Origin of the sequence: Stenotrophomonas sp. RIT-551, from assembly GCF_026241915.1 — a bacterium.
GTDB classification, from domain to species: Bacteria; Pseudomonadota; Gammaproteobacteria; order Xanthomonadales; family Xanthomonadaceae; genus Stenotrophomonas; species Stenotrophomonas bentonitica_A.
Genome location: NZ_JAPJIU010000001.1, coordinates 293,184 through 314,466 on the forward strand (window position 1 = coordinate 293,184; position 21,283 = coordinate 314,466).

Annotated in this window: 12 protein-coding genes; 7 read left to right on the plus strand and 5 right to left on the minus strand. The window is 67.1% G+C overall.

Annotated features, from left to right (window positions below; all coding sequences use genetic code 11):
- Positions 1 to 100 precede the first annotated feature (100 nt).
- From yccS to ORK51_RS01320, 5 genes are all read right to left on the minus strand, one after another.
- Positions 101 to 2,278 (minus strand): YccS family putative transporter, encoded by a 2,178-nt coding sequence (yccS, locus tag ORK51_RS01300; protein ID WP_266083565.1) that lies wholly within the window; start codon positions 2,276 to 2,278, stop codon positions 101 to 103.
- A 146-nt stretch (positions 2,279 to 2,424) separates the two neighbouring features.
- The gene (locus ORK51_RS01305; RefSeq protein ID WP_266083567.1) at positions 2,425 to 4,494 is read right to left on the minus strand and encodes a TonB-dependent siderophore receptor; all 2,070 of its coding nucleotides are present in this window, start codon (positions 4,492 to 4,494) and stop codon (positions 2,425 to 2,427) included.
- Positions 4,495 to 4,751: 257 nt separating this feature from the next.
- Positions 4,752 to 7,877 (minus strand): efflux RND transporter permease subunit, encoded by a 3,126-nt coding sequence (locus ORK51_RS01310; RefSeq protein WP_266083568.1) that lies wholly within the window; start codon positions 7,875 to 7,877, stop codon positions 4,752 to 4,754.
- A gap of 34 nt (positions 7,878 to 7,911) precedes the next feature.
- Complete coding sequence (locus ORK51_RS01315) at positions 7,912 to 11,151, minus strand: efflux RND transporter permease subunit (RefSeq protein WP_019183493.1); 3,240 nt, start codon at positions 11,149 to 11,151, stop codon at positions 7,912 to 7,914.
- 88 nt (positions 11,152 to 11,239) lie between these two features.
- Entirely contained in the window at positions 11,240 to 12,478 is a 1,239-nt protein-coding gene (locus ORK51_RS01320) for an efflux RND transporter periplasmic adaptor subunit (RefSeq protein WP_070472267.1), read from the minus strand.
- 231 nt (positions 12,479 to 12,709) lie between these two features.
- Between ORK51_RS01320 and ORK51_RS01325 the strand changes: the two genes are divergently transcribed.
- From ORK51_RS01325 to aceK, 7 genes are all read left to right on the plus strand, one after another.
- Positions 12,710 to 14,041 carry a M20 family metallopeptidase gene (locus ORK51_RS01325; RefSeq protein ID WP_266083571.1) on the plus strand — a complete coding sequence of 444 codons (1,332 nt, stop codon included), beginning with the start codon at positions 12,710 to 12,712 and terminating at the stop codon, positions 14,039 to 14,041.
- A gap of 170 nt (positions 14,042 to 14,211) precedes the next feature.
- A complete protein-coding gene (gene queF, locus ORK51_RS01330) occupies positions 14,212 to 15,030 on the plus strand; it encodes an NADPH-dependent 7-cyano-7-deazaguanine reductase QueF (RefSeq protein WP_070426095.1) in 819 nt (272 codons plus the stop codon).
- Positions 15,031 to 15,124: 94 nt separating this feature from the next.
- Positions 15,125 to 15,418 (plus strand): LysM peptidoglycan-binding domain-containing protein, encoded by a 294-nt coding sequence (locus ORK51_RS01335; protein ID WP_070426094.1) that lies wholly within the window; start codon positions 15,125 to 15,127, stop codon positions 15,416 to 15,418.
- 39 nt (positions 15,419 to 15,457) lie between these two features.
- A complete protein-coding gene (locus ORK51_RS01340; protein WP_019183498.1) occupies positions 15,458 to 15,961 on the plus strand; it encodes a hypothetical protein in 504 nt (167 codons plus the stop codon).
- A gap of 455 nt (positions 15,962 to 16,416) precedes the next feature.
- Entirely contained in the window at positions 16,417 to 16,845 is a 429-nt protein-coding gene (locus ORK51_RS01345; RefSeq protein ID WP_266083575.1) for a hypothetical protein, read from the plus strand.
- 269 nt (positions 16,846 to 17,114) lie between these two features.
- Complete coding sequence (locus ORK51_RS01350; protein ID WP_266083577.1) at positions 17,115 to 19,340, plus strand: NADP-dependent isocitrate dehydrogenase; 2,226 nt, start codon at positions 17,115 to 17,117, stop codon at positions 19,338 to 19,340.
- A 183-nt stretch (positions 19,341 to 19,523) separates the two neighbouring features.
- Positions 19,524 to 21,236: a bifunctional isocitrate dehydrogenase kinase/phosphatase gene (aceK, locus tag ORK51_RS01355; protein ID WP_266083578.1), complete on the plus strand. Its 1,713-nt coding sequence runs from the start codon at positions 19,524 to 19,526 to the stop codon at positions 21,234 to 21,236.
- Positions 21,237 to 21,283: the final 47 nt, after the last annotated feature.

The following is a 21,283-nucleotide window of genomic DNA, read 5'->3' on the forward strand; positions in this document are numbered from 1 at the left end:
CCGGCGCAGCCTAGCATTCTCCCTGTTGGCGCAGCATGGCAGCGCCGCGGTTCGGGGCAGGCAGCCCCGTTCAACATCCGTATCGACCAACGGTCGATACCTACCGCAGCGTGCGCGCGGCCTCGTTGGCGGCACCGCGCAGCTTGGGCAGCAGGCGCAGCATCAGGCCCATCTGGGTCCGGATCAGCTGCAGCTGGGGCGGCATGTCGTCCGGGATCTGCTCCAGCTGTTCGGCCAGGGCGCGGTCGCCGTCGTTGGCGTCTTCGGCCACCGGCTCGCGCTGCTGCAGCGCGCTGGCGATCTGCTGCATCGCCTGCTCCACGCGTTCCCCGCCGGACAGGGCGAGTGGGTCCTGGCCGTAGCTGTCCAGCTGGGTGCGGTGCGCACCCAGCGCGGAGAGATGGCCGAGCAGCGTGTTGGACAACGCCAGGAAGCGGAACCCCGCATCCAGGTTGCGGCGTACGTGGCCAGGCTCGCGCAGCATGTTCGACAGGGCCGTGGACAGCGCCGCATCGGCGTTGTGCATGTCGCGCCGTGCGATGCGGTAGGCCAGATCGTCCCGCATGCCACTGCCGTACTGGCCGAGCACGGCGTGCAGGTACCTGGCGCAGTTGTCGAGCACCCGCGCCATCACCAGGTTCAGGCGGCGGCCCTGCCAGTCGGGCAGGATCAGGAAGGCGGCCGCCGCGGCGATCGCACAGCCCAGCAGCGTATCCACCAGCCGCGGCCAGATCAGCAGGAAGCCATCGCCGATCAGGTTGAAGCAGGTCAGCGCCATCACCGTGATCGCCGCCGAGGCCACCAGGTAGCGATCGCTGCGGGTGAAGAAGAACAGCAGCGCCGAAAGCAGGGCGATCAGCAGCTCGATGCGCAGGTCCTGGAACAACTGCATCAGCGCCCAGGTCAGCACCAGGCCGATCAGGGTGCCGGCGATCCGCTGCGCCAGCCGCTGGCGGGTGGCACCGAAGTGCGGGCGGCAGACGAACACGATGGTCAGCAGCACCCAGGAGCCGTTCTGGGCGTTGAACAGGCGGATCGCCGCGAAGCCGACGATCAGCGCCAGCGCCATGCGCAGGCCATGCCGGAACAGCACCGAGCCGGGGGTGAGCTGCTGGCGGATACGCACGCCCATCTCGCGCAGGGTGTGCGGGTTGGTATCGCGCAGGCGGGTGTCCACGTTGTCCAGGGTGGACTCGGATTTCTCGGCTTCGGACAGGCGGCGTTCGATGCTCTGCAGGTTGTGGCCCAGCAGTTCCAGCGAGGCCAGCAGGCGCTGCCACTGGGGATTGTGCTGGGCGCGCAGCCAGACCAGCGAATCGGTCAGGTCGGCGGTGGCCTGCTTGGTGCGCTCGCCGTACTGGAAGGGCTGGCGCAGGCGGATCGCCTGGCCGAGATTGGCGCAGGCTTCGCCCTGCAGCGCGAGCAGGCGCTGGCAGCGGTACAGCACGTCGCTGTGGAAGAACGCTTCGGTCAGCGCGCCGTAGGGGTAATGCGAGGAGCTGGCGCGCTCGTGGAAGTCCTGGGCCATGTAATACAGGCGCAGGTACAGGCCGGACTGCACGCCGGGCCGGCCGGAGCGGCCGAAGCGCGCCAGGATCGCGGTCTTGGCGATGTTCAGCGCCTCCACCACGCGCCGGTTCTGCTCGGCCAGGGCGAGCTGGCGCTTCTGCACGTCGGCATCGCGCACCGGTTCGAACAGATCGGCCTTGAGCTTGAGGTAGCGGCCCAGCTCCAGATACAGGCGTGCCACGCGCTCGCGCACGGGGCGATTGGCGAACAACGCCGTCCACAGAATCGAGAGCAGGGCGTACCAGACCGCGCCGGCCAGCAGGTGGCTCACGGCATTGATCGCCTGGGGCAGATCGGCGGCACCGTGCTGTTCCAGCCCGATCATCGTGTAGATGGCCAGGGTTACCGTGGCCTGCGCGATCGAGGCATAGCGCTCGCCGAGCGCGCCGAGCAGGGTCAGCCCGAAGGTGGCCGCGGCCAGGGCGGTGATGAACCACCACGGATGCGGGAACAGCACCACCACCGCCGCGGCGGCCGCCACGAAGCACAGCAGCGACAGCGCCACCGATTTGATCCGGCCCCACCAGTTGTCGTCGGTCTCGGCGATCGCGCTGGCGATGATGCCCAGAAACACGCCGGGCAGGGCGGGCAGCTGGTCCAGGTACCAACACAGCCCCATGGCCGCCGACAACGCGATGAATACCCGCAGGCCATAGCTGGCCTTTTCATGTGCCCAGAGGCGGCTGACGCGGGTTTCGAACGAGGGCATGGCGACTCGGCGGAAGAGAGGCCGCCATTATTGCCGGTGCGGAGTGAAGGAGACACCTCTACCGCCGACGGTAGTGCCGGCCGCTGGCCGGCTCCCGACAATGCCGAGGAGCCGGCCAGCGGCCGGCACTACCTGTGTGCTTCCGGTTACATGTCCCAGCGCACGCTTACCGCGAAGGTGCGCGGCAGGCCGACGCCTGCGTTGGACCAGTACTTCTTGTTGGCCAGGTTCTCCACGCCGGCGCGCCAGGTGACGGGATGGCCGGCGGCCTGCATCCGGTAGCCGACACCGGCGTTGACCAGCGTGTAGTCGGGCAGCTTGAGCGTGTTGTCGGCGTCGTAATAGACGTCACCGTAGTAACGGGCCAGTGCATACACGCTCAGGCCCTCGACCTGCGGGACGCTGTAGTCGGCGTGCAGGACGCCCTGCCAGCGGGCGGCGCCGGCGGTGCGGTTGCCTTCCTGGGCGACGCTGTCGGGGGAGAGCTTGTCGTAGGTGGGGTCCAGCCAGGTCACGCCGCCACCGAGCGTGAAGGCATCGGTCAGGCGCACGTCGCCGCTGACTTCCACGCCTTCGTACAGCGTGATGCCGTCCTGCACCAGCAGCTTGCCGGCGGGCGTGAGCAGATCGATGTTCGCGCCACGCTCCAGCCGGAAGGCGGCGGCATTGGCGCTCCAGCGCGGGTACTCGATCTTGGCGCCGATCTCGTACTGCTTGCTGATGGTCGGGTCGAGCACGTCACCGGCGTTGATGTAATCGCTGCCCACGCGGCTGCCGGCTTCCAGCGATTCCACGTAGCTGGCATACAGCGTCACTGCATCGGCCGGCTTGTACATCAGGGCGTAGGTCGGGGTGACCGGATAGGTGTGGTACGCGCCCTTGTTCTCGAAGTCGTTGTAGCGCGCGCCGGCCAGCAGCGACCAGCCATCGGCGAAGCTGACGGTGTCGCTGACAAATGCCGCCTGCTGCACCGTTTCGCTGCCGCGGCTGAGCACGCGCGAGCCGACCGCGTCATGACGCAGTGTCGGGCGCTGGTAGAGGTTGCCGCGGCCGATGGTGTTCCACTCGTAGGGACGGTCCCAGCCCAGCCCGGTCTGGTGGGAGACGCCGGCGACCACCTGGTGCGACAGCGGGCCGGTCTGGAAGCGGCCCTGCACGATCGCCTGGGCCAGCTTCCACTCGCTCTTGCCGCCGAGTTCGTAGGTGTTGACGTTGTAATCGCCGTTGACGTCATCGATATAGGCGAAGATCTTGTTGACGTCGTTCCATGAGGTGGTCACGCCATAGCTCAGGCTGGCCTTCCAGTCATTGTTGATCTGCCAGTTCAACGCCGTGGAGAGCAGGCTGGAACGGGTGTCGTAGTAGCTGCCATCGATGCTGTTGTCGATGTCGCCCGCGAGAGGGCGCGGCAGCTCGGTCAGGCCGATGAAGTAATACTGCGGCGACTCGTTGCTGAGATCGCGCGACTGGAACACGCCATCGAAGGTCCAGGTCAGCCGGTCGGTCAGGCGTGCATCCAGCGACAGGGCGCCGACCTTGCGGTTCACCTCCCCGCCGTTGAAGGTTTCACCTTTCTCCTGGTACGCGTTGAAGCGGTAGCCGAACATGTCCTCGTTGCCGAAGCGTCCGCCCACATCGATCTGGCCGCTGACGATGCCTGCCTCGCGCCAGCCGAGCTGTGCCGACAGCGTGGTGATCTCGGTCGGCTTCTTGGTGACGTAGTTGACGATGCCGCCGGGCTGGCCGAAGCCGTACATGAAGCCGCCGGGACCTTTGAGCAGTTCCACCTGTTCCATCACTTCCAGCGGCCATTCGGTGCCCCACGAGGACACCTGCAGGCCGTTGACGCGGTAGCTGTCGTAGCTGAGATCGATGCCGCGGTTGCGGATCGGCGAACTCCAGCCGCTGGCGTAGGCGCTGACCTGGGTGACCACCGAAGGATCGGTGAGGAAGGCCTCGCCCAGCGAGACCACCTGGCGCTTTTCGATGTCCTCGCGGCCGACCACCGAGATCGCAAACGGGGTATCGCGCACGGCGCGGTCGCCGAGGGCGCCGGTATCGGTGTGGGTACGTTCGGCGGTGACCTTGATCGCGTCCAGGTCGGTGGCCGAGCGCGCCCGCGCGGTGCCGTCCGGTACGGACTGGGCATGGGCGGCGCAGGCCAGCGACAGTGCAACGGCCAACGTGGCCAGGCGGGGCAGGGAGGACGACAGCATCGATGGGTTCCTTGGCGGACAGCACAACGCCGTCCGCGATCTACAGAGGGCGGGGGAGGGTCGATGGCTGGATCGCGCAGGCTGGCCGGGAACCGGCAGCGGGGGCATCGCAGTGGGCGACGCAGGACCGTGGCTGGATGAGAATTGTTGTCGTTTTGTTACGTCGCGTCAAACCGGTGCGCACCGGCCGGGGGTGCCGACAGGGGCGTACCGACAGCGGCGTACCGACCAACGGTCGGTACCTGCCGATGCAATGGCTACCGCGCGGCGGCGGCCCGCTTCAACGCGCGCTTCTCACGGCGCCGCGCCCGGCGGGCCACCCAGCGCTCGCGCAGGCACGAGAAGATCACGTACAGCGCGGGCGTGCTGAGCAGGGTCAGGCTCTGCGAGAACAGCAGGCCGCCGATCATCGCGATGCCGAGCGGGCGGCGCAGTTCGGAGCCTTCGCCCAGACCGATGGCCAGCGGTACCGCAGCCAGGATCGCCACCATGCTGGTCATCATGATCGGGCGGAAGCGCACGATGCTGGCTTCGCGGGCGGCTTCCAGCGGTGTCTTGCCATGCTCGCGCTGCGCCACCACCGCGAAGTCGATCATCATGATCGCGTTCTTCTTGACGATGCCGATCAGCAGCACCAGCGCGATCATCGAGATCACCGACAGTTCGGTGTTGGTGCCGTACAGCGCCAGCAGCGCGCCGACGCCTGCCGCCGGCAGCGTGGAGAGGATGGTGACCGGGTGGATCAGGCTTTCATAGAGCATGCCCAGCACCAGGTACACGGTGATGATCGCCGCCATCACCAGGATCAGCATCGCCATCGGGTCCGAATCGAAGCCGAACCCGGCGTCGTCGGCCAGGCGGATGTCGCCGGGCATGCGCATGCCGTTGACGGTGCTGTCGATGATGGCCTTGGCCTCGCCCATGCTGGTGCCGGGGGCGAGGTTGTAGCTCAGGTCCATCGTGGTGTACTGGTTCTCGTGGGTGATCTGCGACGGTGCCAGCCCCGGTACCTGTTCGGCCACCGCGGTGATCGGCACCATCTCGCCATTGCCGGCGCGTACGTAGATCTGGTCCAGCGCGCCGGGTGTCGCGGTCTGCTCCGGCAGGGCGTTGACCACCACGCTGTACTGGTTGATGTCCGAGTAGATCGTGGAGATCTGGCGCTGGCCGAAGGCGCCGTACAGCGCGCCGTCGATGGCACCGACCGACACGCCCAGGCGGGCGGCCTTGGCCCGGTCGATCACGATGTTCTGGCGCAGGCCGGCGGCGTCCACGTCGGTGCCGACATCAGCCAGCTTCGGGTTCTTCTTCAGCGCGGCCTGCAGCTTGGGCAGCCACTCCTGCAGCTGGGCCAGGTCGTTGCCCTGCAGCGAGACGCGGTACTGCGCGCCCTGGCTGGCACCACCGCCATCGTTGCTGGGCAGATCCTGGATGGCGCGCAGGCGCAGCTGCAGGTCGGGATAGCGGTCGGCCTTCGCGCTGAGGCGGGCCAAGGCCTGGGCGGTCGTTTCGCGGCGGCCGTCCTTGCGCGACTTCAGTTCAACGTTGAACTGCGCGCTGGAGCCCTGGCGGCCACTGCCCAGGCGCACACCCACGGTTTTCACTGCCGGGTCGGCCATCAGCATGTCGGTGATGCGGCGCTGGCGGTTGACCATGTCTTCGAACGAGACCGTGGCGCTGGAATTCGCACGGCCCCAGATCAGGCCGGTGTCCTGCGGCGGGAAGGCGCCCTTCTTGACCGCACCGAACAGGAACACCGTCGCGCCGATCAGCAGCAGCGGCGTCAGCGACAGCAGCAGCGCGTGGCGCAGCGAGAAATCCAGCAGCTTCACGTAGATCCGCAGCATGCGGTCGTGGCCGGCATCGAGCAGGCGGCCGAAACGGCTCGGCGCACCGGCTTCGGCATGTGCGCTCAGGAAGCGGCTGCACAGCGCCGGGGTCAGCGTCAGCGAGATGATCATCGAGACCACGATGGCCGCGACCAGGGTGACGGTGAACTCGCGGAAGAACGCGCCCATCATGCCTTCGGCGAACAGCAGCGGAATGAACACCGCCACCAGTGAGGCGGTGATCGAGACGATGGTGAAGCCGATCTCGCGCGCGCCGGTGAGGGCGGCCTGCATGCGCGGCATGCCCTCGTCGAGGTGGCGCATGATGTTCTCGATCACCACGATCGCATCGTCGACCACGAAGCCGATCGCGATCACCAGCGCCAGCAGGCTCAGGTTGTTCAGGGTGAAGCCCAGCACGTACATCACCAGCGCCGCGCCGGCCAGTGAAAGCGGCACGGTCACCGCGGCGATCAGGGTCGGGGCCAGCCGGCGCAGGAACAGCGCCATGGTCAGCACCACCATGGCCAGCGCGATCAGCAGGGTGATCTGCACTTCATGCAGCGACGAGCGGATGGTCGGGGTGCGGTCGAAATACGGGGTGAGCGTGGTACCCGGTTCGAGGTAGTCGCGCAGGGTCGGGATCTGCGCCTTCACCCGGTCCACGGTTTCCACGATGTTGGCGCCGGCGCGGGTGAACACATACATCACCACCGCCGGTTTGTGGTTGAACCACGCGGCCTGGTAAGCGTCCTGCTGCCCGTCGTAGACGTTGGCGATGTCCTGCAGGCGGATCACGCGGCCATCGTCGGCGGTCTTGATCACCAGCTGGGCGAAATCGGCGGCGCGCGCGACCGAATCGTTGGCGATGATCGCGGTGGTGGTGTTGCCATCGGTGAGGAAGCCGGTCGGCGAGGTCACGTTGGCTGCGCGTACCGCATTGCGCAGGTCATCGGCGGTCAGGCCGAGGGCATTCATCAGGCGCAGGTTGACGTCCACCCGCACCGCCGGCGTGGAGGCGCCGGCGATATCCACCGAGGAAACGCCGGTGATCTGGCGCAGGCGCTGGGCCAGCAGCGAATCGGCCACGTTGTAGAGGTCGTCGGCCGACTGCGTTTCGGAGGTCAGTGCGATCGCGATGACCGGGTCGTCGTTCGGGTTCGCCTTCTGGAACATTGGCGTGCCCAGCCCGGCGGGCAGGTCGGACTGGGCCGAGTTGATCGCGGTCTGCACGTCCAGCGCGGCCGAGTCGATGTCGCGGTCGCTCTGGAAGATCATGAAGACCAGCGAGCTGCCTTCGGAGCTGGACGAGCGCATGCGGTCGATGCCGGGCAGCTGGCCGAGGTGGCGCTCCAGCGGCGCGGTCACCGTGGAGGCCATCGTCGTGGCGTCCGCGCCGGCCTGGTTGGCGTGCACGAAGATCACCGGGATCTGGATGTTCGGCAGTGCCGACACGCCCAGCTGCAGGTAGCAGATCACGCCCACCACGAACAGGCCGATGGCCAGCAGGGCGGTGCCGATCGGGCGGCGGATGAACGGGCCGGAGATGTTCATCGAACGCCTCCGCAGCGGTCTGCGGTGCTCGTCATCACGCCTGCGGCTCCTGCACCGGGCCATGGCCGTGACGCAGCGCGCGCTGTTCGCGGCGCTGGCGCAGGCGCTCGGAGAAGCGCTCCATGTACAGGTAGATCACCGGGGTGGTGTACAGCGTGACCAGCTGCGAGAGCAGCAGGCCGCCGACGATGGCGATGCCCAGCGGGCGGCGCAGCTCCGAGCCGATGCCGGTGCCCAGCGCCAGCGGCAATGCACCGAGCATCGCGGCAGCGGTGGTCATCATGATCGGGCGGAAGCGCAGCAGGCAGGCGCGGCGGATCGCTTCATGCGCGTTGGCCCCGGTGCGGCGTGCCTCGATCGCGAAGTCGACCATCATGATGCCGTTCTTCTTGACGATGCCGATCAGCAGCACGATGCCGACGATGCCATCCACCGACAGCGGCAGCCCGCACACCATCAGCGCCAGCAGCGCGCCGACACCGGCCGGCGGCAGGGTGGAGATGATGGTGAAGGGGTGGATGTAGCTTTCATACAGCACCCCCAGCACGATGTAGATCAGCACCAGCGAGGCCAGCAGCAGCCACACCACGTCGGTCTGGCTGCCGGTGAACTCTGCCGCCTTGCCGATGAACTGCGCATGCACCTGCGAGGGCATGTCCAGGCCGGCCTTGGTTTCCTCGATCGCCTTGACCGCATCGGACAGCGAGTAGCCCGGCGCGATGTTGAACGACACCGTGACCGCCGGCAGCTGCTGCTGGTGGCTGACCACCAGCGGGGTGCTGGTGACCTTGCCTTCGGCCAGCGCGGCCAGCGGAATGATGTTGCCCGCACCGACCGGGATACCGGTGTTCTGCGCGCCGATGCCGGTGGCCGTGGACGAGTTGGACGAGGTGACCTGGCCGAAGTTGGTGGCGTTGCTGCCGGTCAATGCACCGGCTCCGTTGGAGGCCACCGCCAGCTGGTTCATCAGCGCGGTGCTGGTGCGGAATTCCGGCGCCACTTCGAGCACCACGCGGTACTGGTTGAGCTCGGTGAAGATGGTGGAGATCTGGCGCTGGCCGAAGGCGTCGTACAGGGTGTCGTCGATGGTCTGCATCGGCACGCCGAGCACGCTGGCCTTGTCGCGGTCGATGGTCAGTTCCAGCGCGCGGCCCTGGTTGGACAGGTTGTTGTCCACGTCGGCCAGTTCCGGGCGCTGGCGCAGCGCTTCGGTCAGCCGGGTGGCCTGCAGCGCGACCTGCGCGCTGTCCACGTCCGACAGCGAGTACTGGTACTCGGTGGCCGCCACGCGGGTATCCAGGGTGACGTCCTGCACCGGCTTGAGGTACAGCGCCACGCCGGGGATGCCGGCCACGGCCTTCTGCAGGCGCGGCAGGATCTCATCCAGGCCATCGCGGTCGCCGCGCTCCTTGAGCACGATCGACAGCTGGCCCTGGTTGAGCGTGGGGTTCATCGTGCCGGCGCCGATGAAGGCGGACACGCCGGTCACCGCCGGATCGCTGCGCAGGGCTTCGGCCACGGCCTTGGTGCGCTGCTCCATCTGCGGGAAGGCGATGTTCTGGTCGGCCTGGACCACGCCCGTGATCAGCCCGGTGTCCTGTTCGGGCAGCAGGCCCTTGGGGATCACGATGTACAGCACCACGGTCAGCACCAGCGCACCGGCGGCGACGGCCAGGGTCAGCGGCTGGTGATCGAGCACCCAGTCCAGGCTGCGCTCGTACAGGCCGACGGTGCGCGACCATACGGTGGTCTTGCCGGCCGCGGCGGCACGCTCGTGCGCATCCTCGCCTTCAGGCAGCGCGTCCGGCTTGAGCAGGTAGGCGCACATCATCGGGGTGAGCGTCAGCGAGATCAGCATCGACAGCGTCACCGCGATGCTCAGCACCCAGGCGAACTCATGGAACAGGCGGCCGGTGACGCCGGGCATCAGCAGCAGCGGCAGGAACACCGCCACCAGCGAGATGGTCAGCGAGAGCACCGTGAAGCCGATCTGCTGTGCGCCGATCTCGGCTGCTTCGGGGCCACTCTTGCCCTGTTCGATGTAACGCACGATGTTTTCGATCATCACGATCGCATCGTCGACCACGAAGCCGGTGGCCACCACCAGCGCCATCAGCGAGAGGTTGTCCAGCGACATGCCGGCGAACGCCATCACCCCGAAGGTGCCGGCCAGCGACAGCGGCACCGCCACCGAGGGAATGATAGTGGCCCACAGGCGGCGCAGGAACACGAAGATCACCGCCACCACCAGGCCGATGGTCAGGATCAGGGTGAACTGCACTTCATGCACCGAGGCGCGGATGGTCTCGGTCCGGTCGTTGAAGATCTCCAGGTGCACGTCGGCCGGCAGCACGTTCTGCAGCTGCGGCAGCAGCGTACGGATGCGCTCGACGGTCTGCACGATGTTGGCACCGGGCTGGCGGCGCACTTCCAGCAGCACCGCCGGCTTGCCATCGGCCCACGCGGCCAGCTGGTCGTTCTCCACGCCGTCGACCACGTTGGCGACATCGGACAGGCGCACCGGGCGGCCGTTCTTGTAGCTGATGATGGTGTCGCGGTACTCGGCGGCGCTGGTCAGCTGGTCATTGGTGCCGATCGAGTAGGACTGGGTCTTGCCGTTGAGCGAGCCCTTGGGCGCGTTGACGTTGGCCTGGGTCAGCGCGCTGCGCAGGTCTTCCAGGGTCAGGCCCATGTTGGACAGCTGCGCCGGGTTGACCTGGATGCGCACGGCCGGGCGCACGTTGCCGGCGATCGAGACCAGGCCTACGCCCTGCACCTGCGACAGGCGCTGGGCGAGGATGGAGTCGGCGTAATTGTTGACGTCGCGCAGCGGGCGCGTATCGGAGGTGAGCTTGAGGGTGACGATGGCCGCGTCGGCCGGGTTCACCCGGTTGTAGACCGGCTGGTAGGGCAGCGAGGAGGGTAGGGTGGCCTGGCGGATCGCGGCCTGCACGTCCTGCGCGGCGATGTCGATGTCGCGGTCCATCGAGAACTGCAGGATGATCGTGGACAGCCCCGCCGACGAATCGGAGGTCATGATCTCCAGCCCGGAAATCTGCCCGAACTGGCGCTCCAGCGGCGTGGTCACCAGCGAGGCCATGGTGACCGCGTTGGCGCCGGGGTACTGGGTGGTCACCACCAGGCTGGGCGCATCGATCTCGGGCAGCGCCGACACCGGCAGCTGGCGGTAACCCAGGATGCCGAGCAGCAGCAGGCCTGCCATCAGCAGCGAGGTGGCGATCGGGCGGCGGATGAAAATCGTCGAAAAGCCCACGGGCGGGTCCTTGCTGGTGCGTCGTGCTGCGTTGGATCAGGCGAACGCCGGCGCTTGGGCCGGCGTCAGGTACACAGGGCGGGCGCGATCAGCGCGGACCGCCACCGCGGCGTCCACCGCCACCCTGCTGCTGGGCGGCCTTGAGCTCGGCTTCGGTCGGTGCGGCCGGGGTTTCGCCGGGCTTGAGCGCGGTGACCTTGGCGCCCGGCTTGAGCCGGAACTGGCCTTCGCTCACGACCCGTTCGCCGCCCTTCAGGCCCTCGGTGATCTGCACCTGGCTGTCGCCGACTTCCACACCGCTCTTGACCGTCTGCATGGCCACGGTGCTGTCCGGCTTGACGATATAGACGTACTCGCCGTCCGGGCCACGCATCACGGCCTGGGTCGGGATGACGACGCCGCCGGCGATGGTGCGCAGCTGCATGCGGACGTTGACGAACTGGCCCGGCCACAGCGAATTGTCTTCGTTGTCGAACAGGGCGCGCGCGCGGAAGGTGCCGCTGTCGCTGCTGATCTGGTTGTCGACCACGTCCAGCTTGCCGCCATCGGTCAGTACGTGCGCATCGTTGCGGTCCAGCGCGGCGATGGCCACCGCGCCGGCGGCCTGGGCCTGGCGGACGGCGGGCAGCTGACGCTCGGGCAGATTGAACACGACGTGGATCGGGTGGATCTGGGTCAGGGTCACCAGCGCGGTGCCGGCGCTGACGATGTTGCCGGCATCGACCGCACGGATACCGGCGATGCCCGAGATCGGCGCCGTCACGCGGGTGTACTGCAGCTGCACCTGGGCGGCGCGCATGCTGGCTTCGTTGGCCGCCACGGCACTTTCAAACTGGGCCACCTGGTTGCGCTGGGTATCCAGGTCGGTCTTGGCCACGTACTGGCGGTACTCGGCCGAGTTCGAGCGCTGGTAGTTGGAGCGGGCGGTGGCGAGCTGGGCCTGGTTCTGGCGCTTGGCCGCCGCGGCCTCGTCGTAACTGGCCTGCAGGGTGCGCGGATCGATCTGGGCGAGCAGGTCGCCCTTCTTCACTTCCTGGCCTTCCTTGAAGTTCAGGCTGATCAACTGGCCGCCGACCTGCGGGCTCACGGTGACGGTGTTCATCGCCGCGACCGTGCCCAGTGCGCTTGCATAGACCGGCACGTCCTGGCGCGCCGCCTCGATCACCGTGACCGGCACCGGGCCTGCATTGGCCGGATCACCGCCCTGGCGCCCTTCGGCTGCCGGACCTGCCGCGTCTCCCTTCTTGCCGCCCATCAGGCGCACACCCACGACGGCAACCACCAGCACTGCGACCACCAGCAGCACGATCTTCCAGAAACGCGACATTCAATAACTCCTGAGGGGGCTGGCGGAGGGCGGGGGGCCCCGGTTGGCTAGGCGCAAAGCATACTCGTCGCCCGTGGCCTTTCATGCATGACGGATGGGACGGGCGATCAGACCGGATGTGACGGGTGAGGTTCCCCCATGAACGTTCGCCGGGGCAGAAAGTTACACCGCGGCGGTTCCGGATGCCCTACATTCAGGTTCGACCGTTGTCCTGCCCCGTGGAGACCTGCAATGCCCCGTCTGTCGCTGCTGATGTCCGCCCTGCTGTTGGCCACCCCCGGCCTGGCTGCCGCCGCCCCCGCCGAACGCCCCGAAGTGGCAGCCGCCGCGACCCGCCTCAAGGCCCAGGTCATCGACTGGCGCCGCGATTTCCACCAGCACCCGGAGCTGTCCAACCGCGAGGAACGCACCTCGGCCAAGGTCGCCGAGCGCCTGCGCGCGATGGGCCTGAAGCCGCAGACCGGTATCGCCCACCATGGCGTGGTGGCCATCATCAAGGGCGGCAAGCCCGGCCCGCGGATCGCCCTGCGCGCGGACATGGACGCCCTGCCGGTGACCGAACAGACCGGCCTGCCGTTCGCCTCCAAGGCCACCAGCACCTACCGCGGCGAGACCGTCGGGGTGATGCACGCCTGCGGCCACGATGCCCACACCGCCACCCTGCTGGGCGTGGCCGACGCGCTGGTGAAGATGCGCGCGAACCTGCCCGGCGAAGTGATGCTGATCTTCCAGCCCGCCGAAGAGGGCGCGCCGCCGCCGGAAGAGGGCGGTGCGGCGCTGATGCTCAAGGAAGGGCTGTTCAAGGACTTCAAGCCCGAGGCGGTGTTCGGCCTGCACGTGTTCTCCAGCGTGCCCGCGGGCCAGATCGCGGTGCGCGGCGGCCCGCTGATGGCGGCCTCGGACCGGTTCGGGATCAAGGTGATCGGCCGCCAGACCCATGGCTCGGCGCCGTGGAACGGGGTGGACCCGATCGTGGCCACGGCCGACCTGGTCGGCACCGCGCAGACCATCGTCAGCCGCCGCGCCAACCTCTCCAAGCAGCCGGCGGTGGTGACCTTCGGCGCGATCAAGGGCGGCATCCGCTACAACATCATCCCCGATGAAGTGGAGATGGTCGGCACCATCCGTACCTTCGACGAGGGCATGCGCCAGCAGATCTTCGCCGACCTGCGCAACGTGGCCGAGCACACCGCGGCCGCGCACGGGGCCAAGGCGGAAACCGAGATCTACGAATCCGAAGGCAACCCGGCCACGGTCAACGACCCGGCCCTGACCGCGCGGATGCTGCCGAGCCTGCAGGCCGTGGTGGGCGAAGGCAATGTCTACGAGCCGCCGCTGCAGATGGGCGCCGAGGACTTCTCGCTGTACGCCCAGCAGGTGCCGGGCATGTTCTTCTTCGTCGGCTCGACCGGCGAGGGGATCGATCCGGCCACGGCGCCGGCCAACCATTCGCCGAAGTTCCTGCTCGATGAGAAGGCACTGGATGTGGGCCTGCGCGCGTTGCTGCAGGTGAGCCTGGATTACCTCAACGGGACGGCGGCTGCGGCGCCTGGCGCAGGCTGAAGTCAGCACCAAGCGGGTAGACGGCAGGTCCCGGCCGTTGGCCGGGGCGAAAACCGGCACGGGCGGGAGGGTTCCGATCCTCCCCCCGACTGGGGATGCAACCACCCGGCCGCCGGGTCCGTTCGTTTTCGCCGGCGGACGCCGCGCGCCTACCGGCGTAAAATGGCGGCATGAATACCCCCCAGGACTCCAGCCTCGGTCGCGAGGTGGCTTACCCGTCGCAGTACGATCCCGGCCTGCTTTTCCCCATCCCGCGCCGCGGCGCCCGCGAAGAGATCGGCCTGGACGAGGCGGCGCTGCCGTTCGTCGGCCATGACCGCTGGCAGGCCTATGAGCTGAGCTGGCTGGACGGGCGCGGCAAGCCGCGCGTGGCGGTGGCCACGGTCAGCGTGCCGTGCACCTCGCCGAACCTGATCGAATCCAAGTCATTCAAGCTGTACCTCAACTCGCTCAACAGCACGCGCTTCGACGATGACGCGGCTGCGCGCCTGTGCATCACGCGCGATCTGTCGGCCTGTGCGGGGGCGGTGGTGACGGTCGTGTTCGGGGTGCCACCGCTGGTGGAAGAAGCCGAGGGCGAATCGCTGGACGAGCGCGACGTGGCCATCGAGCGCTACGGCCCACCGGCGCCGGAATTCCTGTTCGCCGATGCCGATGACGTGGTCACCGAGACATTGAGTTCGGCGCTGCTCAAGTCCAACTGCCCGGTCACCGGCCAGCCGGACTGGGCCAGTGTCAGCGTGCGCTACCGCGGCCCGAAGATCGACCGCGACGGCCTGCTGAAGTACCTGATCAGCTACCGCGAACACGCCGAGTTCCATGAGCAGTGCGTGGAGCGGATCTTCAGCGAGATCACCCAGCGCTGCCAGCCACAGTGGCTGGAAGTGGAAGCGCGCTACACCCGCCGCGGCGGGCTGGACATCAACCCGTGGCGGGCCAGCCCGGGCATCGCTGCCCCGGCGCGGACGGTCCGCGACCTGCGCCAGTAGGCGTTCCGCACGTCTTCACATCCACGCCATGCCCCATTAACAAGGGCTGTGACACCGTGCCTCCCATGTCGTCAATCAAGACGGGAGTGTATGGATGAGTACCGATAAGAAAGTCGACTTTTCCGGTGTCAGCGCCAGCGTTGACACCACCGCGCAGAAAGTCGATCAGGTCGATTTCTCGGGTGTGACCGCCTCGGTGGATACCACCGCGGAGAAGGTCGGAGGCACCTACACGGTGCAGAAGGGCGATTCGCTCTCGAAGATCGCCAAGCAGGAACTGGGCGATGCCAATGCGTGGAAGCGCATCTTCGAGGCCAACCGCGACGTGCTGGACGACCCGGACAAGATCCAGCCCGGCCAGACCCTGAAACTGCCGCCCAAAGCCTGATCCACTTTACTGCCCACCATCACACAGGGAGCAACCTCCATGAAGAAGTCGTCCATCAGTACTGCCGTTCTCGCTGCGCTTCTGGCCACCGTGGCCCTGGCTGGCTGCAAGAAGAAAGAAGACACCGCCGATAACAACGCACAGCCGGCGGCGACCGCGCCTGCCGCACCGGCTCCGATGACCGAAGCCGCGCCGCAGCCGATGACCGCTGCCACCGGCGTGACCGTTTCGACCGTCACCGTGGGCAAGACCGCTGCGGCGGACAAGACCGTCACCTCGGCCGCATTGTTCGCGCCGAAGGACGACATCATCGTCTCGATCCGCACGGACGGCAGCGCCAACAACGCCAACGTCGCGGCCAAGCTGACCTTCCAGAACGGGCAGGTTGCCGGTGAGCAGAACCAGGTGGTCAATACCACCGGTGCCGAGACCACCAACATCTCCTTCAAGAATGCCAATGGCTGGCCGGCGGGCAAGTACCGCGCGGAAGTCACGGTAGATGGTAAGGCGGCTGGATCGCCGCAGGAGTTTGAGGTCAAGTAAGCCTAGACGCCGACTCTCTCCCGGCAACAGGCTCACGATGGACGCAGCCGCGAGGCTGCGTCTTTTTTATGGTTCTTTTTCCATCGGCGTGGCAAGCAGAAGTGCTTGATGCCATTGCGCGCACATCCGCCGGTGTGGGTCGAGCGCAGCGCGGCCCGCGTAGCCAGATGATTGCCGCCTCACGGAAGGACTCGGTTTCAGGCTTGCAGCAGGCTCCAGCGGTGGCATCACCCGATCCACACTATCCGCGGATGGCGGAACTCGTATAGTCGGAGGATGGGGCATGGCGCGGCGCTGGGATCCAAGGAGCGGCAATGAGCAAAACGGGGATGTGGTGTTTCTTTGCGCCTGCTATGGCGTTTGTTCCTGGATACGCATGTGGACAGGAAGCAGCAATATGGGGCCACAGTTGCGATCACTTCCTCTATGGCGCGTGCCTGCGGGTCCCCGCCGGGATGTCGATCAGCTACGAATCACCTGCGGATTTCGGGATTCATGACCTTCTGAAAGATCAGCGGAGCGTGTTGCTGGTCTATGAGGGCGACGCACCGCAACCGCCCAGTCCGGGATCGTCTATCGATCTGAAATTAACCCTTCCTGGCTATCAGCTTTCAGGCTACAGAACAGCCGAGGGCGATTCGACCCGATACGACATCTTCGTCAGGCCTGACCGATCGGGTGTCATGCCGCTGCATCTGATCGGCACGGCGACCGGCGCCTCACAGCGAAAGGACCTGGCAGCGGCAGTTGGCGGGTTCCGGGTATGTAGTTTCAAGCGCAACCACAGCAGCCAGACACTCACGTGTCCTCGCCAAAGCGTGTGGGGAAAGCCTCTTGCGGAATGGGTGGACGGTCTCCCAGAGGCCGCAGCAGTTTCCGAATGAGCGGATCTGCACCCGGAGGGCGCCTGAGCTGCCGGTTGGCGCTGATGCATCACACCGTTCCAGTACGTTTGCGTATGGGATGGCTTTGCTCCGGGGGGCTGAAAACGCGACAATGCGGGGGTTTCCCGCCGTGCGCGCCGTTGGTCGGCGCGGTCCCCGGGGAAAGTGCGGGCCCGCTATGCCAGGCCCTGCACGCGACACGGTTGCACGCGGCCCGGCATTGCCGCCGGCCATCATTCACGAGATCTGCAAGAGAGCCCTGATCCCCCATGTCGAACACGCCCAAGATTCTCTACACGCTCACCGATGAAGCCCCGTTCCTGGCCACGCAGTCGCTGCTGCCGATCGTCGAGGCCTACACCGCCACCGCCGGCATCGCCGTGGAAACCCGCGACATCTCGCTGTCCGGCCGCATCCTGGCCCTGTTCCCGGATTACCTGAAGGACGACCAGAAAGAGGCCGACCACCTGGCCGAACTGGGCCAGCTGGCGACCACCCCGGACGCGAACATCATCAAGCTGCCCAACATCAGCGCCTCGGTCCCGCAGCTGAAGGCCGCGATCAAGGAACTGCAGGACCAGGGCTTCGCGCTGCCGAACTACCCGGACGTGCCGACCGACGACGTCTCGCGCGACATCAAGGCGCGCTACGACAAGGTCAAGGGCAGTGCGGTGAATCCGGTGCTGCGCGAAGGCAACTCCGATCGCCGCGCGCCGCTGTCGGTCAAGAACTACGCGCGCAAGCACCCGCACCGCATGGGCAAGTGGTCCAAGGACTCCAAGTCGCACGTTGCGCACATGGATGGCGGTGACTTCTACGGCAGCGAGAAGTCGGCCACGCTGGCCAACGCCGGCAGCCTGAAGATCGAACTGTTCAAGGCCGACGGCAGCAGCGTCGTGCTCAAGGAAAAGACCGCGGTCAAGGCCGGTGAAATCGTCGATGCCGCCGTGATGAGCCGCAATGCGCTGGCCTCGTTCGTGCAGGCGCAGATCGCCGATGCCAAGGCCAAGGGCGTGCTGTTCTCGCTGCATCTGAAGGCCACCATGATGAAGGTCTCCGACCCGATCATGTTCGGCGTGGTGGTCGAAGAGTTCTACAAGGACGTGCTGGCCAAGCACGCCGACGTGCTCAAGCAGGCCGGGTTCGATCCGAACAACGGCATCGGCGATCTGTTCGCGCGCCTGCCGCAGCTGCCGGAAGCAACCCAGGAGGCGATCAAGGCCGACCTGGCTGCCGAGTACGGCAAGCGCCCGGGCCTGGCCATGGTCAATTCGGACAAGGGCATCACCAACCTGCACGTGCCCAGCGACGTGATCGTCGACGCCTCGATGCCGGCGATGATCCGCGACTCCGGTGGCATGTGGAATGCCGACGGCAAGCTGCAGGACACCAAGGCCGTCATTCCGGACCGTTGCTACGCCGGTGTGTACCAGGCCGTGATCGATGATTGCCGCACCCACGGCGCGTTCGACCCGGCCACCATGGGCTCGGTGCCGAACGTCGGTCTGATGGCGCAGAAGGCCGAGGAATACGGCTCGCACGACAAGACCTTCCAGATTCCGGCCGACGGCACCGTGCGCGTCACCGATGAGGCGGGCACCGTGGTGTTCGAGCACGCCGTGCAGACCGGCGATATCTGGCGCATGTGCCAGACCAAGGACGCCCCGATCCAGGACTGGGTGAAGCTGGCCGTCAACCGCGCCCGCCTGAGCAACACCCCTGCGGTGTTCTGGCTGGATGCCAACCGCGCGCACGACGCGCAGGTGATCGCCAAGGTCGAGACCTATCTGAAGGACCACGACACCAACGGCCTGGACATCCGCATCCTGGCGCCGGTGGAGGCGACCGCCTTCTCGCTGGACCGCATCCGCAAGGGTGAGGACACCATCTCGGTGACCGGCAACGTGCTGCGCGATTACCTGACCGACCTGTTCCCGATCATGGAGCTGGGCACCAGCGCCAAGATGCTCTCCATCGTGCCGTTGATGGCCGGTGGTGGCCTGTTCGAGACCGGTGCCGGTGGTTCGGCCCCCAAGCACGTGCAGCAATTCGTGGAAGAGGATTACCTGCGCTGGGATTCGCTCGGTGAGTTCCTCGCCCTGGCCGCTTCGCTGGAACACCTGGGCAACCGTTACGACAACGCCGGTGCCACCGTGCTGGCCAAGACCCTGGACCAGGCCAACGGCCAGTTCCTGGACAACGACAAGTCGCCGTCGCGCAAGCTCGGTGGCATCGACAACCGCGGCAGCCACTTCTACATCGCGCTGTACTGGGCCCAGGCCCTGGCCGCGCAGGACGACGATGCCGCGCTGAAGGCCCGTTTCGCGCCGCTGGCCAAGGCACTGGCCGAGAACGAGCAGGCCATCGTCGGTGAGCTGGCCGCGGTGCAGGGCAAGGCGGTCGATATCGGTGGCTACTACCGCCCGGACGTGGCCAAGGCCAGCGCCGCGATGCGCCCCAGCAGCACCTTCAACAGCGCGCTGGCTGCGCTGTAAGGCAGCGGTCCCGCCATTGCGGTGATCGATGAAGAACCCGCGCTCCGGCGCGGGTTTTTTCATGCGCGCCCGCTGGGCAAGCGCCCCGTCGCTGCCGTATGGTGGCAACAGGTTCCCTGGAAGTGGCTGCATGCGCGCTCGCTGTTCCTGCCGGTTATCTCACTGCGCTGTCCGGGGTGCCGCATGAACACGGCAGCCGATGCGCTGGCGCGGCTGATTCGCGATGGCTTCGAGGACTACCATGCGCGCTTCGCGGCGATCAGCCGGCGCGCGCGCCAGCGTTTCGAACAGAGGGACTGGGCCGGAGCCCGGCAGGACGCCGTGGAGCGCATCGGGCTGTACGACCTGTGCATCGCCGGGACCGTCGATGCCCTGCGCCGCGCAGCGGGCGCGGACATCGGTGAGCGCGCGCTGTGGCTGCGCATACGCCCCGCCTACGCTGCACTGCTGGCCGGCTTGATCGACGCCGAGCTCTACAAGACCTTCTACAACACACTGGCGCGGCGGTTGTTCGCCACCCGCGGTGTGGACGGTGCGATCGAGTTCATGGCGATGGACGTGGAGCCGTCCGATGCCATTACCCATCCGGTCGCGCGACACAGCTATACGCTCTCTCCCACGCGCCCGGCGGACGCGTTCATGCGCGTGCTCGGCGACTATCGGTTCGATGTGCCGTATGCACACCAGCTGCGCTGCGCCGCGGCGGTGGCCGTGCGCCTGCAGGACGATCTGGCACATTGGGGGGATTACCCGGTGCGCAGCATCGAACTGCTCGATACGGTGTTCTACCGTGAGCGCCGCGCCTATCTGGTGGGGCGCGTCTTCGGCGAGCATCGCTTCTCGCCCTGCGTGATCGCACTGGTCCATGACGAGCGCGGCCTGCGCGTCGATGCGGTGCTGAGCCGGCGCCGCGATCTCGCGCATCTGTTCGGTGTCTCGCGCAGCTACTTCCAGGCCGACCTGGCGACCGTTGGCGATGCGGTGGTGTTCCTGCGCAGCCTGCTGCCGGGCAAGCCGGTCGATGAGATCTACACCGTGCTCGGGCGCGCCAAGCAGGGCAAGACCGAGCGCTATCGCACGTTCTTCCGTCACTTCCAGGACCAGCCCGGCGAGCAGCTGGTGCATGCCGATGGCACGCCCGGCATGGTCATGGCGGTGTTCACGCTGCCCAGCTATCCGCTGGTGTTCAAGCTGATCCGCGACCGTTTCGCCTGGCCCAAGACCATGACCCGGCACCAGGTCGAAGAGAAGTATGCGCTGGTATTCAACCTGGACCGTGTCGGCCGGCTGCTCGACGCGCAGCCTTATCGGCACCTTCGCTTCCCGCGGTCGCGTTTCTCCGCGGCGCTGCGCGAGGAACTGCTGACCCAGTGCGCCGGCAGCGTGCATGAGGAGGGCGAGGAACTGGTGATCGCGCTGTGCTACGTGCAGCGACGCTTCCGTCCGCTCAATCTGTACCTGCGCGAGCAGACCGCCGAGGCGCGTCGCATTGCCGCGCTCGACTACGCGCAGGCGATCACCGACATGGCGCGCAACAACATCTTTCCCGGCGACATGCTGCCGAAGAACTTCGGCGTGTCGCGGCATGGGCGTGCCGTGTTCTACGACTACGATGAGCTGTGCCTGGTCACCGAGTGTGCCTTCCGCGCCTGGCCGGCGCCGCGCAACGAAGAGGAAGCGCTGGCCGACGAGCCATGGTTCCAGATCGGCCCCCAGGATGTGTTTCCCGAGCGCTTCTGGATGTTCATGGGGCTGCCGGCGCCCGAGCTGGCGGCGGTGCGCGAGCACTTCGGGCATCTGTTCGATCCGGCGTGGTGGCAGCGGCTGCAGGCCGGTTTCGCGGCCGGTGATTTTCCGGATACCCCGCCGTACGCCGGGGCGCTGCGGCTGGCCTGATTGTCCACCCGATTCCCACTGCGCTACGCTGTCAGGCATCCACAAGG

What these genes read in the sequence shown, in the direction of transcription:
- ORK51_RS01345 (WP_266083575.1), top strand. Translation starts at nt 16,417, where the DNA reads ATGTCGATCAGCTACGAATCACCTGCGGATTTCGGGATTCATGACCTT.
- ORK51_RS01335 (WP_070426094.1), top strand. Translation starts at nt 15,125, where the DNA reads ATGAGTACCGATAAGAAAGTCGACTTTTCCGGTGTCAGCGCCAGCGTT.
- aceK (WP_266083578.1), top strand. Translation starts at nt 19,524, where the DNA reads ATGAACACGGCAGCCGATGCGCTGGCGCGGCTGATTCGCGATGGCTTC.
- ORK51_RS01350 (WP_266083577.1), top strand. Translation starts at nt 17,115, where the DNA reads ATGTCGAACACGCCCAAGATTCTCTACACGCTCACCGATGAAGCCCCG.
- ORK51_RS01305 (WP_266083567.1), bottom strand. Translation starts at nt 4,494, where the DNA reads ATGCTGTCGTCCTCCCTGCCCCGCCTGGCCACGTTGGCCGTTGCACTG.
- ORK51_RS01340 (WP_019183498.1), top strand. Translation starts at nt 15,458, where the DNA reads ATGAAGAAGTCGTCCATCAGTACTGCCGTTCTCGCTGCGCTTCTGGCC.
- queF (WP_070426095.1), top strand. Translation starts at nt 14,212, where the DNA reads ATGAATACCCCCCAGGACTCCAGCCTCGGTCGCGAGGTGGCTTACCCG.
- yccS (WP_266083565.1), bottom strand. Translation starts at nt 2,278, where the DNA reads ATGCCCTCGTTCGAAACCCGCGTCAGCCGCCTCTGGGCACATGAAAAG.
- ORK51_RS01310 (WP_266083568.1), bottom strand. Translation starts at nt 7,877, where the DNA reads ATGAACATCTCCGGCCCGTTCATCCGCCGCCCGATCGGCACCGCCCTG.
- ORK51_RS01320 (WP_070472267.1), bottom strand. Translation starts at nt 12,478, where the DNA reads ATGTCGCGTTTCTGGAAGATCGTGCTGCTGGTGGTCGCAGTGCTGGTG.
- ORK51_RS01325 (WP_266083571.1), top strand. Translation starts at nt 12,710, where the DNA reads ATGCCCCGTCTGTCGCTGCTGATGTCCGCCCTGCTGTTGGCCACCCCC.